This is a genomic window from Cellulomonas biazotea (genome assembly GCF_004306155.1).
Taxonomy (GTDB): domain Bacteria; phylum Actinomycetota; class Actinomycetes; order Actinomycetales; family Cellulomonadaceae; genus Cellulomonas; species Cellulomonas biazotea.
In genome coordinates, this window is the sequence record NZ_BIMR01000119.1 from 1 (window position 1) to 16,136 (window position 16,136).

General features: G+C 76.1%; 15 protein-coding genes. 7 read left to right on the plus strand and 8 right to left on the minus strand.

Annotated elements, in window-relative coordinates:
- A partial coding sequence (locus CBZ_RS09200) for a magnesium and cobalt transport protein CorA (RefSeq protein ID WP_130781267.1) occupies positions 1–836 on the plus strand: 836 nt, incomplete at its 5' end.
- A 50-nt stretch (positions 837–886) separates the two neighbouring features.
- Here the strand turns inward: CBZ_RS09200 and CBZ_RS09205 are convergent.
- Entirely contained in the window at positions 887–1,777 is an 891-nt protein-coding gene (locus CBZ_RS09205; RefSeq protein ID WP_130781280.1) for an undecaprenyl-diphosphate phosphatase, read from the minus strand.
- 77 nt (positions 1,778–1,854) lie between these two features.
- Here CBZ_RS09205 and CBZ_RS09210 point away from each other — a divergent pair, with 77 nt between their 5' ends.
- Positions 1,855–2,817, plus strand: coding sequence for an aldo/keto reductase (locus CBZ_RS09210; protein ID WP_130781268.1), 963 nt, complete (start codon positions 1,855–1,857; stop codon positions 2,815–2,817).
- Positions 2,818–2,894: 77 nt separating this feature from the next.
- On the opposite strand, the gene CBZ_RS09215 is transcribed toward CBZ_RS09210, so the two are convergent.
- Positions 2,895–3,203 carry a primosomal protein gene (locus CBZ_RS09215; RefSeq protein WP_130781269.1) on the minus strand — a complete coding sequence of 103 codons (309 nt, stop codon included), beginning with the start codon at positions 3,201–3,203 and terminating at the stop codon, positions 2,895–2,897.
- A gap of 170 nt (positions 3,204–3,373) precedes the next feature.
- Between CBZ_RS09215 and CBZ_RS09220 the strand changes: the two genes are divergently transcribed.
- On the plus strand, positions 3,374–3,625 hold the full coding sequence (locus CBZ_RS09220; RefSeq protein ID WP_130781270.1) for a DUF5703 family protein: 252 nt from the start codon (positions 3,374–3,376) through the stop codon (positions 3,623–3,625).
- Between the two features lie 48 nt (positions 3,626–3,673).
- On the opposite strand, the gene CBZ_RS09225 is transcribed toward CBZ_RS09220, so the two are convergent.
- Genes CBZ_RS09225 through ald form a run of 4 tightly spaced genes read right to left on the minus strand, consistent with a single transcriptional unit; the run spans position 3,674 to position 9,406 of the window.
- A complete protein-coding gene (locus CBZ_RS09225) occupies positions 3,674–5,047 on the minus strand; it encodes a M20/M25/M40 family metallo-hydrolase (protein WP_246013203.1) in 1,374 nt (457 codons plus the stop codon).
- Positions 5,048–5,101: 54 nt separating this feature from the next.
- Entirely contained in the window at positions 5,102–7,189 is a 2,088-nt protein-coding gene (locus CBZ_RS09230; RefSeq protein WP_130781271.1) for a M3 family metallopeptidase, read from the minus strand.
- 8 nt (positions 7,190–7,197) lie between these two features.
- Entirely contained in the window at positions 7,198–8,253 is a 1,056-nt protein-coding gene (locus CBZ_RS09235) for an NAD-dependent epimerase/dehydratase family protein (RefSeq protein ID WP_130781272.1), read from the minus strand.
- A gap of 28 nt (positions 8,254–8,281) precedes the next feature.
- Positions 8,282–9,406 carry an alanine dehydrogenase gene (ald, locus tag CBZ_RS09240; protein ID WP_130781273.1) on the minus strand — a complete coding sequence of 375 codons (1,125 nt, stop codon included), beginning with the start codon at positions 9,404–9,406 and terminating at the stop codon, positions 8,282–8,284.
- Positions 9,407–9,599: 193 nt separating this feature from the next.
- On the opposite strand from ald, the gene CBZ_RS09245 reads away from it, so the two are divergent.
- From CBZ_RS09245 to CBZ_RS09260, 4 genes are all read left to right on the plus strand, one after another.
- Positions 9,600–10,403 carry a fructosamine kinase family protein gene (locus CBZ_RS09245; RefSeq protein WP_373862160.1) on the plus strand — a complete coding sequence of 268 codons (804 nt, stop codon included), beginning with the start codon at positions 9,600–9,602 and terminating at the stop codon, positions 10,401–10,403.
- A gap of 163 nt (positions 10,404–10,566) precedes the next feature.
- Positions 10,567–11,580 carry a matrixin family metalloprotease gene (locus CBZ_RS09250; RefSeq protein WP_130781275.1) on the plus strand — a complete coding sequence of 338 codons (1,014 nt, stop codon included), beginning with the start codon at positions 10,567–10,569 and terminating at the stop codon, positions 11,578–11,580.
- 102 nt (positions 11,581–11,682) lie between these two features.
- Positions 11,683–12,345: an alpha/beta fold hydrolase gene (locus CBZ_RS09255; protein ID WP_281274867.1), complete on the plus strand. Its 663-nt coding sequence runs from the start codon at positions 11,683–11,685 to the stop codon at positions 12,343–12,345.
- Between the two features lie 68 nt (positions 12,346–12,413).
- Entirely contained in the window at positions 12,414–13,946 is a 1,533-nt protein-coding gene (locus CBZ_RS09260; protein WP_130781277.1) for an ATP-dependent DNA ligase, read from the plus strand.
- A gap of 105 nt (positions 13,947–14,051) precedes the next feature.
- On the opposite strand, the gene CBZ_RS09265 is transcribed toward CBZ_RS09260, so the two are convergent.
- Positions 14,052–15,368: an ABC transporter substrate-binding protein gene (locus CBZ_RS09265; protein ID WP_130781278.1), complete on the minus strand. Its 1,317-nt coding sequence runs from the start codon at positions 15,366–15,368 to the stop codon at positions 14,052–14,054.
- Between the two features lie 17 nt (positions 15,369–15,385).
- Positions 15,386–16,136 (minus strand): universal stress protein (locus CBZ_RS09270; protein WP_130781279.1); only part of this gene is annotated, 751 nt, incomplete at its 5' end.

A 16,136-nucleotide genomic window follows, 5' to 3' on the forward strand; every position in this document is an offset into this window, starting at 1 on the left:
TCGCGGTCCTGCGGCTCGGGGGCGCGGGCGCCCACCCGCCCGCCCCCGGTCACCCCGTGCGGGCGCGGATCGTGCGGACGCCCGACGGGGCGCTCGTCGCGACGGTCGCGACGCTGTGCTTCGACGCGGCCTCGCGGCAGGTCTCGACGGGCGCGCTGACGGTCGTCGCGAAGGGCGCGGTCGTGCTCGCCGCCGAGAGCGGGCAGGCCGACGTCCTGGGCCGGGCCGCCGAGCGGCTGGCGTCGGGGCCGCGCGTGCCGGACGAGGGTGCGCGGCAGGTGCTCGCCGCGACGCTCCTCGCGCTGGTCGCGACCGCCGCGGACGTCGAGGTCGAGCTCGGCGACGCGGTCGCGGCGACGGAGGGAGCCGTGTTCGCCGCGCAGCAGTCCGGTGACCCGGTCCAGCGCATCTACGACCTCAAGCGCGAGGTCGCGGAGGCGCGACGTGCGCTCGGCCCGGTGTCGTCCGCGCTGCCCGAGCTCGTCGCGGAGGCGGCCGACGAGCCCGACGGCGAGGCGCTCCAGCGCTGGCTGCGACGCGTGCAGGCGACCGCCGACCGCGTGGACCGGCACCTCGACGCCCACGACGCCCTGCTCGGCGACATGCTGTCCGCGCACCTGTCGCGCGTCTCGGTGCGGCAGAACGAGGACATGCGCAAGATCTCGGCGTGGGCGGCGATCGCCGCGGTGCCGACGCTCGTCGCCGGCATCTACGGCATGAACTTCCAGCACATGCCCGAGCTCACGTGGCGCTGGGGCTACCCGGCGGTCCTGCTCGGCATGGCCGGCGTGTGCGTCCTGCTCTACCGCTCGTTCCGGCGGTCCGGCTGGCTGTGAGCCGTGCTGCCGTCTGGCTGTGAGCCGTGCTGCCGTGCTGCCGGGCGGCGTCAGGGGGCCGCGGTCGCGGGCATCGCGTCCAGCACGCCCGTGGCGAGCAGGATCACGACGAGGGCCGCGAGGCCGAGCCGGTAGACGACGAACGGCGTGTAGCTGAACGTCGAGACGATCTTGAGGAACACGATGATGACCAGGTACCCCACGACGAACGCGACGAGCGTCGCGAGCAGCGTCGGGCCGAACCCGGGCGTCCCGGCCTCCCCGAAGTCACCCGCGCTCTTGGCGAGCTGGAACAGCCCCGACCCGAACACCGCGGGGATCGCGAGCAGGAACGAGTACCGCGCCGCCGCCTCCCGGGTGTAGCCCATGAGCAGGCCACCGGTGATCGTGCCGCCCGAACGGGAGACACCGGGGATGAGCGCGAGGGCCTGCCACAGGCCGAACTTCACGGCGTCGCGTGGCGTCAGCTCGTCCAGGGTGCGGCGGTGCGCGCCGCGGCGGTCCGCCCAGCCGAGGACGAGCGCGAAGCCCGCGAGCGTGAGGACGATGAGCCACAGGTTGCGGAACGCGTGCTCGATCGTGTCCTGGAACAGCAGACCGAGGACGACGATCGGCACCGAGCCGAGCGCGATGAACCACGCCATGAGCGCGTCGTGGTCGGCCCGCTCCCCCGCCGGCATGCCGAGCCGGGCGCGCAGGTCGGCCCCCCGGTCCCCGCGCACGGACTGCCACCACGCGGTGCAGATCCGGGCGATGTCGCGGCGGAAGTAGAGCAGCACCGCGGTCTCGGTCCCGAGCTGCGTGATCGCCGTGAACGCCGCCCCGGGGTCGCCGCTGCCGAGCAGGTCCCCCACGATGCGCAGGTGCGCGCTCGAGGACACCGGCAGGAACTCCGTGAGTCCCTGCACCAGCCCGAGGAAGATCGCCTCACCTGCACCCATGCCGTCAGCCACGAGGCGCAACGATAGCCGCGCCGGGTCCCCGTCCGGGCACGCGCCCGACGTTAGGGTTGCGCACCATGGAACAGCTCCACCTCGGCCGCACCGGTCTGCGGGTCTCCCGGCTCGGTCTCGGCACGATGACGTGGAGCCGCGACACCGACGAGCACGAGGCCTCGGAGCAGCTGCGCGACTTCGTGGACGCGGGCGGGACGCTCCTCGACACGTCCGCGTCGTACGCCGACGGGGGCGCCGAGGAGCTCATCGGCACGCTGATCGGCGACGTCGTCGCGCGCGACGAGGTCGTGCTGTGCACCAAGGCCGGGGTCCGGCGCACCTCCGCCGGGGGCGTCGTCGACGCGTCGCGCGGCGGGCTGCTCGACTCGCTCGACGCGTCGCTGCGGCGGCTGCGCACCGACAACGTCGACCTGTGGCTCGTGCAGAACCCCGACCCGCGCACCCCGCTCGACGAGACCGCGTCCGCCCTGCGTCTCGCGGTGAGCAGCGGCCGCGCACGCTACGTCGGGCTCGCGAACCACCCGGGCTGGCAGGTCGCGCGCGTCGCGACGCTCCTGGAGCGCGACCCCGGGCTCGCCGCGGTCGAGGTCGAGTACTCGCTGCTGCAGCGCGGCGTCGAGCGCGAGGTCGTGCCCGCCGCCTCCGCGCTCGGCCTGGGTGTGCTGGCCTGGTCGCCGCTCGGCCGGGGTGTGCTCACCGGCAAGTACCGCCGGACGATCCCCGCGGACTCGCGGGCGGCGTCGCCGCACCTCGCCGGGTTCGTCGAGCCCTACCTGACGCGCGACGCGGCCGCCGTGGTCGAGGCCGTCGCGACCGCCGCGAAGGGGCTGGAGCGCACGCCGCTCGAGGTCGCCCTCGCGTGGCTCGCGGGCCGCCCCGGGGTCAGCTCGAGCGTCGTCGGCGCGCGGACCGCGGCGCAGCTGCGGGGCTCGCTCGCGGCGCACGACCTGGAGCTGCCCGAGGAGCTGCGACGAGCCCTCGACGAGGTCAGCGCACCGGTCGTGGGGTACCCCGAGCGGTTCTGAGCGCCGAGGGCGCCCGCGCCGGGGAGGCCGGCGCCCCGGACGTCCGCCCGGCGACGGCGCGCGCGGGCGGGACGCCGTCAGCGGGTGCCGAGACCCGTCGGCTCGTCGGCGAGGTCGTCGGCGTCGTACTCGTCGTCGTCCTCGTCCTCGCCGGCCCAGTCCTCGTCGTCGTCCTCGTCGTCGTCCTCCTCCGCGAGGTAGAACGGGGTCGCCTCACCGTGCACGGTGCCGAGGGCGTCGTCGTACACCTCGAACGCGTCGGCGAGCACGTCGTACGCGTCGTCGACCGCCGGGTCGTCCTCGCCCTTGCGGGCGACGACGGCGTTGTAGTGGGCCTCGAGGGCTGCGATCAGGCGGTCCAGCGCGGCACGCGGGTCGACGGTCATGCGACGACCGTAGCGCCGCGCGCGGCACAATGGCAGCGCGTAGGGTCGATCGGCACCCAGCCGGTCGGCAGCCGGTCAGCAGCCGGTCGGCAGTCGGTCATCACGTCGGTCGGCAGGCCGGCGAGCGGGTGGGTCGGTGCAGGCAGCGGACGTGCGGGACGAGGTGGCGGATGGCACTCGGGTGGACCGGGAAGAAGCGTGACGCATGGGTCGCCCAGGGCGGCCAGTACGAGTACCGGGTGCTCAGCCTGCCGCCGTCGACGAGTCGCAACGACGCCCGACGGCTGCTCACCGACCAGGCTGAGTACGGCCGGTGGGAGCTCGCCCGGACCGTCCTCTACGCGGGCGGCGAGCGCCGGGTGTGGTTGCGGCGCAAGGTCATCCGGGTGCGCAGCACCCTCGCCGAGGTCGACGCGGACTGAGCCGCCCGGCTCCGGCCGCGCGCGACGGACCGGCGACGGGCGACCTCGTCAGCAGGTGCGCAGCAGGCGGTCCAGCACGCGCGTGCCGAACCGCAGGGCGTCGACGGGCACGCGCTCGTCCACGCCGTGGAACATCCCCGAGAAGTCCAGGTCGGCGGGCAGCCGCAGCGGCGCGAAGCCGTAGCCGGTGATGCCCAGGCGCGACAGCGACTTGTTGTCGGTCCCGCCCGAGAGCGTGTAGGGCAGGACGGTGGCGCCCGGGTCCTCGGCGAGGAGCGAGTCGACCATCGCGTCGACGAGGTCGCCGGAGAACGCGGTCTCGAGCGCGACGTCGTGGTGGATCCGCTCGATCTGCACGTGCTCGCCCGCGAGCGCGGTCACGGTCGCGACGAACTCGTCCTCGAGGCCCGGCAGGAACCGGCCGTCGATCGTGGCCTCGGCGCGGCCGGGGATGACGTTGGCCTTGTAGCCGGCGTCGAGCTGCGTCGGGTTGGTCGTGTGGCGCAGCGTCGCGCCGACGAACCGGGACGCGGGGCCGAGCGCGGCGACGAGCCGGTCGACGCCCTCGGGGTCCTCGGGGTCGAACGGCAGGCCGGTGAGGCCCGCGACGCCCTCGAGCAGGGCGCGCACGGTCGGGGTGGGCTGCAGCGGCCACGGGTGGCGGCCGATCCGGGCGACCGCCTCGGCGAGGTGGGTGACGGCGTTGTCGGCGTTGACCTGGCTGCCGTGCCCGGCGCGGCCGTCGGCGACGAGCCGCAGCCACGACAGGCCCTTCTCGGCGGTCTGCAGCAGGTAGGCGCGGCGGCCGTCGACGTCGACGGAGAACCCGCCGACCTCGCTCACGGCCTCGGTCGCGCCCTCGAACAGCTCGGGGCGGTGGTCGACGGCCCAGCGGGCGCCGTACGTGCCGCCCGCCTCCTCGTCGGCGAACATCGCGACGACGACGTCACGGGCGGGGCGGCGGCCCTCGCGGGCCATCTGCCGCACGACCGCGAGGATCATCGCGTCCATGTCCTTCATGTCGACGGCGCCGCGGCCCCACACGAGGCCGTCCGCCTCGACGGCCTCGAACGGGTCGACGGTCCAGTCGTCGGCGCGGGCGGGGACGACGTCGAGGTGGCCGTGCAGGACGAGCGCGGGGCGGCTCGCGTCCTCGCCCTCCAGCCGGACGACGACGTTCGCGCGGCCGGGCGCGCTCTCGAACAGCTCGGGGTCCAGGCCGACCTCGGTGAGCAGGCCCATGACGTGCTCGGCGGCGACCCGCTCCCCCGGCCCGGACCCGTCGCCGTAGTTCGACGTGTCGAACCGGATGAGGTCGCGGCAGATCTGCACGACCTCGTCCTGCGCCACGGGCGCGACCGGGCCCCCCACCTGGGCGGGGACCGAGGACGTGCGGGCGGGACCGGGAGGGAAGTCGGGCATGCCGACCACCGTACCCGGCCCCGCCGGACGCTCAGCCGGGGGTGCCCGGCCTGCTCACCGGTCGGACACCGCGGCGAGCAGGCCGCGCCGGGCGAGCAGCGGGCTGATGTCCGCGTCGCGCCCGCGCAGGTCGCGGAACGCCTGCAGCGGGTCGATCGAGCCGCCGCGGGACAGCAGCCGGGCGCGGAACGTGTCGCCGTTCTCGCGGCGCAGCCCGCCGTTCTCGCGGAACCACTCGACGGTGTCGGCGTCGAGGACCTCCGACCAGATGTAGGAGTAGTACCCCGCGCTGTACCCGCTGGCGAAGACGTGGTTGAAGTAGGTCGTGCGGTAGCGCGGCGGCACCGGGGCGTAGAGCACACCGGCGGCCTCCAGCGCGGCGGTCTCGAACGCCTCGACCTGGTCGACGTCCGTCGGGACCTGCGACGGCGCGAGCCGGTACCAGGCCTGGTCGAGCAGCGCCGCGGCCAGGTACTCGGTCGTCGCGAAGCCCTCGCCGTCCTGGCGGGCCGCGAGCAGCGTCTCGACCCACTCGGCGGGCATCGGCTCGCCGGTCTCGTGGTGCACCGCGTACGACGCGAGGACCTGCGGGTCCCACGCCCACATCTCGTTGACCTGCGACGGGTACTCGACGAAGTCCCGCGGCACCTCGGTGCCGGACTGCGACGGGAAACGCACCGCGGACAGCAGGCCGTGCAGCGCGTGCCCGAACTCGTGGAACGTCGTGATGACGTCGTCCCAGGTCAGCAGCGTGGGCTCGCCCGGCGGGGGCTTCGGGACGTTGAGGTTGTTGACGACGACCGGAGGCTCGGCGAGCAGCGTCGACTGGTCGACGAGGTTGTTCATCCACGCCCCGCCGCGCTTGGACTCGCGCGTCCAGTAGTCGGCGAGGAACAGGCCCAGGCCGGACCCGTCGGCGTCGAACACCTCGAAGACGCGCACGTCGGGGTGGTAGCCGACGAGGTCGTGCCGCTCGGCGAACGTCAGGCCGTACAGGGCCGTCGCGGCACGGAACACGCCGTCGGCCAGGACCCGCTCGAGGTCGAGGTAGGGCCGCAGGCGCGCGTCGTCGAGCGAGCGCCGCTCCTGGCGGACCTGCTCGGCGTAGTACGCCCAGTCCCACGGCTCCAGGGTCGCGCCGGGGACGTCGCGCTCGAGGGCCTCCTGCAGGGCGGTCGCCTCCTCGCGCGCGTTCGCCACGGCGACGGGCGCGAGCCGCCCGAGCAGCTCCGCGACGGCGTCCGCCGAGCCGGCCGTGGCGTCCTGCGCGACGTAGTCGGCGTGGTGCTCGAACCCGAGTAGCTGCGCGCGCTCCGCCCGCAGGCGGGCCAGGCCGAGGAGCGACGCACGGGTGTCGTGCTCGCCGCCCGTCGCGCCGCGCGTGACCGACGCGCGGAACACGCGTTCGCGCAGCCCGCGGTCGCGCAGCACCGCGAGGGCGGGCTGCTGCGTCGGGAGCTGGAGCTCGAGGAGCCACGCCCCGTCGTGCCCGCGCTGGGTCGCCGCGAGCGCGGCCGCCGCCCGGGCGTCCGCGGGCAGGCCGTCGAGCTCGTCCTCGTCGGTGACGAGCACGGCGGCCTCGTTGGTCGCCGCGAGCAGGTGGCGGCCGAACGCGGTGTCGAGGGCGCTGATCTGCGCGTTCAGGTCGCGCAGGCGCTCCTGGGCGGCGTCGTCGAGGCGCACGCCGGAGCGGACGAACGCGGTGTGCGTGCGGTGCAGCAGCCACGCGGCGTCGTCGGGCAGGTCGAGCGTGCCCGCGTCGACCTGGTCGACGAGCGCCTGCACGCGGGCGAACAGCCGGGCGTCGAGGTAGATCGCGTCGCGGTGCGCGGCGAGCAGCGGCGCGACCTCCTCCTCGACCGCGTCGAGGCCGGGCGTCGAGTCGCTGCCGGCCTGGTTGTAGAACGCCACGGCGACGCGGTGCAGCAGGCGCCCGGCGCGTTCGAGCGCGACGAGGGTGTTCTCGACGGTCGGCTCGGCCGGGTCGGCCGCGACGGCCTCGACCTGCGCGCGGTGCTCCGCCATGCCGGCGAGCAGCGCCGGGCGGTAGTGCTCCTCGCGGATGCGGGTGTAGTCGGGCAGGCCGTAGGGCAGCGTCGAGGGCGACGCGAAGGGGTTGGACGCGTCGAGGTCGTGGGTCATGGCGGTCATCATTCCGGACGCCGGTCGGCGTCGCTCGGTCCGACGGGCCGACCGGCGAGGAAGGCGTCCTCGGCGGCGTAGTCGAAGAAGTCGCCCATCGCCTCCATCCGGACGAAGCCCGGGAACGCCTCGCGCCAGTCGCGGCGCCGCGACTCCTCGACGAGCCAGCGGACCGCGGCGGGGGCCGTCGTCGCGTACGGGCCGGGGGCGACGTAACCGAGCTGGCGGGCCGCGCGGTCCATCGACAGGACCAGCGGGTGCGGGACCGCCCACGGCGTCAGGCCCAGGCCGTCGCGCGGCGGGCCGTCGAACGTCACCGTGCGCGTGCGCGCGCCGAGGGTCGCGTCGACGACCTCGCCGATCTCGGCGACCGTCGGGGCGTCGGGGTCACCCGCGTTGAGCACGCGGTCGCCGGGCCGGGCGGCCGCGAGCCGGACGAGCTCGGCCAGCACCGCGGTCGCGACCGTCTGGAACCGGCTCGCGCCGTCGAACGCGAGGACGCGCACGTCGCGGCCGTCGAGGACCCGCTTGACGAACGTCCACTCGCGCGGCTGGACGCATCCCGGGCCGTGGATCGCGGCGGCGCGCAGCGCGGTCGTCGGGACGTCCGACCCGAGCCACGCGCGCTCCAGGGCGACCTTCCCGGTGGCGTACGAGCCGCGCCCGCCGTCGACGGTCGGCGCGTCCTCGTCCAGCGGCACCGGGAAGGTCCCGAACCGCTCCGACTCGAACCCGTCGCCCGCGTCGTCCACGTACACGGCCGCGCTGGAGACGACGACGGCCGACCCGATCTGCGCGCGGCGGTCGAGCAGCGCGGCGGCGTCGCGGTCGTCGAAGCCGACGACGTCCACGACGACGTCGACCCCGCCCCGCAGCGCCCGGTCGAGGACGTCCGGGTCGTGCCGGTCCCCCACGACCGTCCGCGCACCCCACTCCTCGACCGTCCGGTCGTCGTGCCGTGAGCCGCGCGACAGGACGCGGACGTCCCACCTGTCCGCGACGAGGGCGGGCACCACGGCCCGCCCGACCTGACCCGTGCCGCCGACGACCAGTGCGCTGCGCATCCCCCGACCGTAGGGGCTCGGGAGGGGCTCAGGCGTGCGCGGGGACGACGCCGTCGAGGCCGGTCAGCGGGTAGCCGTGGGCCTGCGCGACGGCCGCGTTGAGCAGCGCGCCACCGTGGGTCGTCAGACCGCCAGCGAGCGCCGGGTCGGCGGCGACCGCGGCACGCCACCCGCGGTCCGCGATCGCCGTGACGTACGGCAGCGTGACGTTCGTCAGCGCCCGCGTGGACGTCACGGGGACCGCGCCGGGCATGTTCGCGACGCAGTAGAAGACCGCGTCGTGCACCCGGAACGTCGGGGCGTCGTGGGTCGTCGGGCGCGTGCTCTCGAAGCAGCCGCCCTGGTCGACGGCGACGTCGACGAGCACCGAGCCGGGCCGCATCCCGGCGACCAGGTGGTCCGTGACCAGGCGCGGCGCGCGGGCGCCGGGGACGAGCACGGCACCGACGACGAGGTCGGCCTCGAGGACCTCGCGCTCGAGCGTCCACGTGGACGACGCGAGCGTGCGGACCCGCCCGCCGAACGCGGCGTCGACGTCGCGCAGGCGGGCCATCGCGAGGTCGAGCACCGTGACGTCGGCGCGCATGCCCACGGCGATCTCGGCCGCGTGCTGCCCGACGACCCCGGCACCGAGGATGACGACCTTCGCGGCGTCGACACCGGGGACGCCGCCGAGGAGCAGCCCGCGCCCGCCCTCGTTCTTCATCAGGTGGTAGGCCCCGACCTGCGTCGCGAGCCGGCCCGCGACCTCGGACATCGGGGCGAGCAGCGGCAGGGACCCGTCGGGGAGCTGGACGGTCTCGTAGGCGATCGCGGTGGTCCCGGCGGCGAGCAGCGCGTCCGTCGCGGGGCGGTCGGCGGCGAGGTGCAGGTACGTGAACAGGACCAGACCGTCGCGCAGCAGCCCGTACTCCTGCTCGACGGGCTCCTTGACCTTGCAGACGAGCTCGGCCTCGCCCCAGACGCGCTCCGCGTCGGGCACCACGGTCGCGCCGGCGGCCCGGTACTCGTCGTCCGGGATGGCCGACCCTGCGCCGGCACCGGACTCGACGAGGACGTCGTGACCGGACCGGACGAGCTGGTGGGCACCCGCGGGCGTCAGCGAGACGCGGTACTCGCGGTTCTTGACCTCGCGCGGGACACCGACGCGCATGCCTGTCCGTCCTTCCGGTCGTGCCCGGCCCTGGCGCCCGGCGCTGCCGCCAGTCTCGCGGGCTGGACGCCGCGCGGCGCGGCGAGGGCGGGCGAAGAGGCGTCGTCGTGCGGCCGCCAGGAGCCACGCCGGCGGGTCGCGGGGCGGGGTGCGGCGTCGGCCCGGCTGCGCCAGGGTGGGGACGACCGAGGAGGTGGCGGTGCACGGCACGGGTGGTCCGGCGACGGCGGCGGCGGTGTTCCGCAAGGAGCGGTCCGACGCACCCGCGGGCTTCTTCCGGTGCGAGGCTGCGGGCCTGCGCTGGCTGCGCGACGCGGGCGGCGCACCCGTCGTCGACGTGCTCGCCGTCGACGAGGCGGGCCTCACGCTGCGACGGCTGGTCCCGGTCGCACCGACCCGCGCCGCGGCCCGCGCGTTCGGCCGCGGGCTGGCACGGACGCACGACGCCGGGGCGCCCGCGTTCGGCAGCCCGGCGCCCGGCTGGGACGCCGACGGGTTCGTCGGGCCGCTCGACGCCCCGCTGCCGCTGCCGGCGGGCCGGTTCGCGCGGTGGGGCGAGTTCCAGGCGGAGTGCCGCGTCGAGCCCCTGGCCCGGGCGCTCGTCGACGCGGGTGTCGTGGACGACGCAGTCGCGCGCGACCTGGGACGCCTGGCGGCACGGCTGGCGTCGGGCGACCTCGACGACGACGACCGGCCCGCGCGCCTGCACGGCGACCTCTGGAGCGGGAACGTCGTCTGGACGGCCGACGGCGCGACGCTCGTCGACCCCGCCGCGCACGGCGGGCACCGGGAGACGGATCTCGCGATGCTCGCGCTGTTCGGGCTGCGGCACCTCGACGACGTCATGGCGGGCTACGCCGAGGTGCACCCGCTGCGGGCCGGGCTCGCCGGACGGGCCGGGCTGCCCCAGGTGCACCCGGTCGCCGTGCACGCGCTGCTGTTCGGCGGCGGGTACGTCGGGCAGCTCGCGGCGCTCGCGCGGCGGTGGGGCCGGTGACGGTGCTCCTGTCAGGATCCGTGGCGTGCGCCGGCCGCCGTTGCGCGGACCGGGTGACGCGCCGGACCGGCGTGCGGGCGTCCGGGGCGCCGTGTGCGATCCTCGGCGGACCGGCCCGGACGTCACCGACGCGTCCCGCCGGTGACCGCGAGGAGGACGGGACGTGACCGGACGCGACACGGGGCCGGCACGGCCCGCCGTGTGGCTGCCCGCGTCGACGGCGCCCACGCCCGGCACCCCGGACGTCCCCGCGAACCCCGCTCCCGACGCGACGTGGTCCGGCGGCCCGGTCCCGTCCGGCGGCCCGGCCCCGTCCGGCGTCCCGGCATGGGTCGGCTCCGCCGTCGGCACCACCCCGCCCGCCGGTCTCGCCCCGCAGGACGTCGTGCGCTTCGCCCCCCCGCGCCGGGACGCCCGCCGCCCGGCGTTCACGACCGGGCTGCTCGTCGCCGCACTCCTGGTGAGCGGCGCGGCGTGGTGGGTCAACGACGAGGTCGCCCGGCTCGCACCGCCCGCGGGCCTCGAGGAGACGGGCGCGCCGCTCGGCGCTCCCCCGCCCGAGTCCGCCCTCGACACCGGCGAGCACGCGTTCAGCGCCCTGCAGCCCGACGGCGTCGGCCCGGTGACCTACAGCCCGTGCCGGCCGCTGCACTACGTCGTCCGGCCCGACGGTGCGCCGCCGGAGGGCGAGCTGCTCATCCGGACCGCGATCGAGCGCGTGGCGCACGCGACCGGCCTGCAGTTCGTCGACGACGGCGCCACCACCGAGGGGCCGAGCCCGGACCGGGAGGCGTTCCAGCCCGACCTCTACGGCCGGCGGTGGGCCCCCGTGCTGTTCACCTGGTCGAACGAGACCGAGACGCCCGGGCTCGCGGGCGACGTCGCCGGCACGGGCGGCTCGGCGTCCGTGACCGTCGACGGGCGGTCCGTCTACGTGACGGGCGAGGTCACGCTCGACACCGCCGAGATCACCGAGCTCGTCGCGAGCCCCAACGGCACGGCCGTCGCGATCGGCGTCGTCACGCACGAGCTCGCGCACGTCGTCGGGCTCGGGCACGTCGACGACCCCACCCAGCTGATGTACCCCAGCACGAACCTCGCCGTCACCGCGTTCGCGGCCGGCGACCGCGCCGGGCTGGCGGAGCTCGGCCGCGGGGAGTGCGCCCCGGACGTCTGACCAGCGGGTCCACCGAACCTGGGAAAGCGCCTGCTGGGACTCCCAGGAACACCGGCTACTCTCGCCCGCAGACCCCCTGCCGAGGAGCCCCCCATCCGCCCCATCGTCTTCGTCCACGGGACCCGCACGTCGTCCGCGATCTGGCAGCACCAGCTCGACGCGCTCACCCGGTCCGGACACCCCGTGCTGGCGCTCGACCTGCCCGGCCACGGCACGCGCGCGCACGAGCGCTTCACGCTCGAGGGCGCGATCCGCGCGATCGACGACGCCGTGGCCTCCTTCGCGGTCGCGCCGCTCCTCGTCGGCCTGTCGCTCGGGGGCTACGCGAGCCTCGCCTACGCACGCCGGCACGAGCACAAGCTCGCGGGCGTCGTCCTGGCGGGCTGCTCGACGCAGATCAAGGGCAAGCCGCTGCACGCCTACCGGCACGCGTCGACCGCCGTGACCCGCGCGCTGCGGCTCGGCGGCGGCACGTGGCACGTGGTCACGGACATGCTCGCGGCGCTCGCCGGATACTCACCGATTGACGACCTGCGCCGCGTGCAGCTGCCCGTCTGGGTCGTCAACGGCCGCCGCGACCCGCTGCGACTCGACGAGCGCCGCTACCTCACCGCACGCCCTGCGACCCGCCTGCGGGTCGTGCCGCGCGCGGGCCACGACGTGAACTCGCACGCCCCCGTCGCGTTCAACCGCCTGCTGCTCGACGCGCTGCACGAGCTCCGGTCGCACGAGCCGCGGCTCCGGATGCCCGCCGTCGCCCTGTAGCCCCTCCCGGACGCCGGCCCGCCCGGCGCCCGGGTGCCGACGTGGGTGGTGCGCGGCAGGATGCCGCCATGCTGCTCGCCGACGTGGCCGCGACGTCCACCGCCGTCGCCGCGACCCGCTCCCGGCTCGCCAAGCGCGCCCTGCTCGTCGACGTCCTGCGTCGCGCCGACCCGGCCGACGTCCCCGTCGTCGCCCGCTACCTCGGCGGCGAGCTGCGCCAGCGGCGCACGGGCCTCGGCTGGCGGTCGCTCGCGTCCCTGCCCGGGCCCGCCGACGTCCCGACGCTCACCGTCCTGGACGTCGACGCCGTGTTCGCGCAGATGGCCGCCCTCGAAGGGCCGGGCTCGTCCACGGCTCGCACCCGCCTCGCGGCCGACCTGTTCGCCGCCGCGACCGCCGACGAGCAGGCACTGCTGCGCGGGCTCGTCTCCGGCGAGCTGCGGCAGGGCGCGCTCGACGCGCTGCTGCTCGACGCCGTCGCGGAGGCCGCGTCCGTCCCCGCCGACGCCGTGCGCCGCGCCGCGATGCTCGCCGGTGCCACCGAGCCCGTCGCCGTCGCCGCGCTCGGCGCCGCTGACGCCGACGCCGCCCTCGCGGCGCTCGGCGCGTTCACGCTCACGGTCGGGCGGCCCGTGCGCCCGATGCTCGCCCAGTCCGCCCCCGACGTCGACGCCGCCGTCGCGTCCCTCGGCCCCGGGCCCGTCGTCGTCGACACCAAGCTCGACGGCATCCGCATCCAGGTGCACCGGAGCGACGACGACGTGCGCGTCTACACCCGCAGCCTCGACGACCTCACCGCCCGCGTGCCCGAGATCGTCGACGCCGTCCGCGCGCTGCCCGCACGCACCCTCGTCCTCGACGGCGAGGCGCTCGTCGTCGACGGCGCCGGACGCCCCGTCCCCTTCCAGGACACCGCCGCGCGCACCGCGACCCGCGACACCGACGTCGCCGGCACCGTCCGGCTGACCCCGTTCTTCTTCGACTGCCTGCACGTCGACGGACACGACCTGCTCGACGCGCCCCTCGCCGAGCGCCTCGCCGCCCTCGACGCCGTCGTCGGCCCCGCAGCCGTCGGCCGGCTCGTCACCGACGACCCCGCCGCCGCACGGGACTGGTTCGCGCGCGTCGTCGCCGCCGGGCAGGAGGGCGTCGTCGTCAAGGCCCTCGGCGCGCCCTACGAGGCCGGTCGGCGCGGGGCGGCGTGGGTCAAGGTCAAGCCACGGCACACCCTCGACCTCGTCGTCCTGGCCGTCGAGCGCGGGTCGGGGAGGCGCAGCGGGTTGTTGTCGAACATCCACCTCGGGGCGCGCGACGGGCAGGGCGGCTTCGTCATGCTCGGCAAGACGTTCAAGGGCATGACCGACGAGATGCTGCGCTGGCAGACCGAACGCTTCACCGCGCTGGCCGACGGCCCGACCGACGGGTACGTCGTCCGCCTGCGACCCGAGCAGGTCGTCGAGATCGCGTTCGACGGCCTGCAGCGCTCGACCCGGTACCCGGGCGGGCTGGCACTGCGGTTCGCGCGCGTCCTGCGCTACCGCGACGACAAGACGGCCGCCGAGGCCGACACGATCGAGACGGTCCGGTCGCTCGCGAGGTGACGTCGCCGGTGCGGCAGCACGGGGTGTGACGAAGCGCGACGGTGTCCGGGTGATGGCGCCGGTCCGGGCGTTGCGCGGTCGGGCGGTCGGAGCAGGAGCTGTGGGTCAGCGGGCTGCGGCGGCAGTCGCCGTCAGCGCGGCGAGCAGCGCGTCGAGGCCCGACGGGTCCTGGACGAGCGCGCGCATGCCCTCCCACCAGGCTGGTTGGACTGCGGCGGGCATGAGGTCGCCCGCGCCGAAGCGGACGACGTCGGCGCCCATGAGGTCCTCGGCCAGCGCGCGGGAGACCGGGTCGCCGTAGGCGTCGGGCGGGACCTGCCGGTTGACGGACGTGTAGCCGCCGAGCCCGACCCACGCCCCCTGGGCGGGCGCGCCGACGAGGAACGTGACGAACGACCGGGCGGCGGGTGTGTCGTCGAGCACGACGACGAGGTCGCCGCCGACGGTGGTCGCGCCCGCGAGGGCCGGGTCGACCGGCGGGAACGGGAAGAAGCCGTAGCCGACGCCGGGCTCCAGGTCCGGGAACGCGGCGGTGACGAACCCCTCGGCGAACGACGCCATCGGGTAGAGGGACGCGGCCTGCGGGTCGGTGTAGACGGGGACGACGCCCTCGGCGTCGCTCGTCGTGAGGATGCCGTCGACGCCGCCGAGGACGTACCCGGGCGTGCGGGCCAGGGCCAGGAAGCGGACGAACGCGTCCCGCACGCACGGGTCGGTCCAAGGGATCTCGGCGGCCACCCACCGGTCGTACACATCGGGGCCGCACGCGCCGAGCACGAGCTGCGCGACCACGTCGGTGAGCGCCCAGCCGCTGCCCGGACCGCGCGGCGCGACGAGCGAGAACGGCGTGCGGCCGTCCGCGACCGTCGCGTCGGCGAGGGCCAGCAGGTCGTCCCAGGTCGCCGGGACCGTGCCGCCCGTCGCGTCGAGCACCTGCGGCGCGTACCAGATCGTCGCCTTGCTGGTGGCCTTGACGACGACCCCGTACAGCTCGCCGTCGACGGTGCCGAGGTCGAGCCAGGCCGGCGGGTAGTCGCGGGCGACCTGGTCGGCGTCGAGCACCTCGTCGAGGGGCACGAGCGCGCCCTGTGCGGCGAGCTCGCGCAGCAGACCCGGGTTCGGCAGGACCGCGACGTCGGGCGGGTCGCCCGCGTCGATCCGGGTCGCCAGGTCGCGCGCGACGTCCTGCGAGCCCTGCCAGGAGACGACCGCGCCCGTGTCCTGCTCCCACGCCGAGGTGACCGTCGCGAACGCGTCGCGCTCCGGGCCGCTCCACAGCCCGACGACGTCGACCTGCTCACCCGCCACAGCGGTGCTCGGACCCACGGTCGGCGCGTCGGTCGCCCCGCCCGTGCACCCGGCGGCAGCGACCAGCCCGACCACCAGCCCGACGACCAGCAGGGTCGTGCGGCGCAAGGTCATCGTCGCCCCCCGGTCGGTCAGGGCAGAGGCTGCGTCCCGCGCGGGACGACGAGCGTCGGCACGGGTGAGTGCCGGACGAGCTTGGTCGCACGGCTGCCGAGGAACACGGCCCGCAGCGCACCCGCGCTCGACGAGCCGACGATGAGCAGCTCGTTGGGCTCCCAGTCGATCCGCTCGAACGCGTCGGGCCAGCTCGTGCCGACGGGCGCCACGAGCTCGACGTCGTCGCCGAGCCGCAGGGCGCGCTGCGCGTCGAGCATCTGCTCGCGCCACTGCGCGGAGACCTCGGCCTCGACGTCGAACCCGATCTCCGGCGGGTACATCGTCGGCGTGCGGACCCCGAACGACGCGACCCGCAGGCGGACGTCGATCTCCCGGGTCAGGGCCGCGGCCCACCGGACGGCCTCGTGCCCGCCGGACGACCCGCCGTAGGCGGCGGTGAGCCGGTGCACGGGGACGTCGAGCGGTCCGGCGCCCGGCACGGCGGACGCGCGGTAGCCGCGCGGTGCGACGGCCACCGGGACGCGGGACGAGTGCAGCAGGTGGTCGGCGGTCGACCCGACGACGACGTGGCCGTGCGGGCCGTCGGCCGACGAGCCGAGGACGAGCGCGGTCGCGTCGGCCTCCTCCGCGACCTTGACCAGGGCCCGCGCCACCGACCGCGCGGGCACGGTGACGAACTCGACCTGCATGCCCACGGCGCGCTCGTCGGCCCACGCGCGGGCGGCGTCCTGCGCGGCGGCGAGCCGGTCCGCGCCGGTGCGCGCG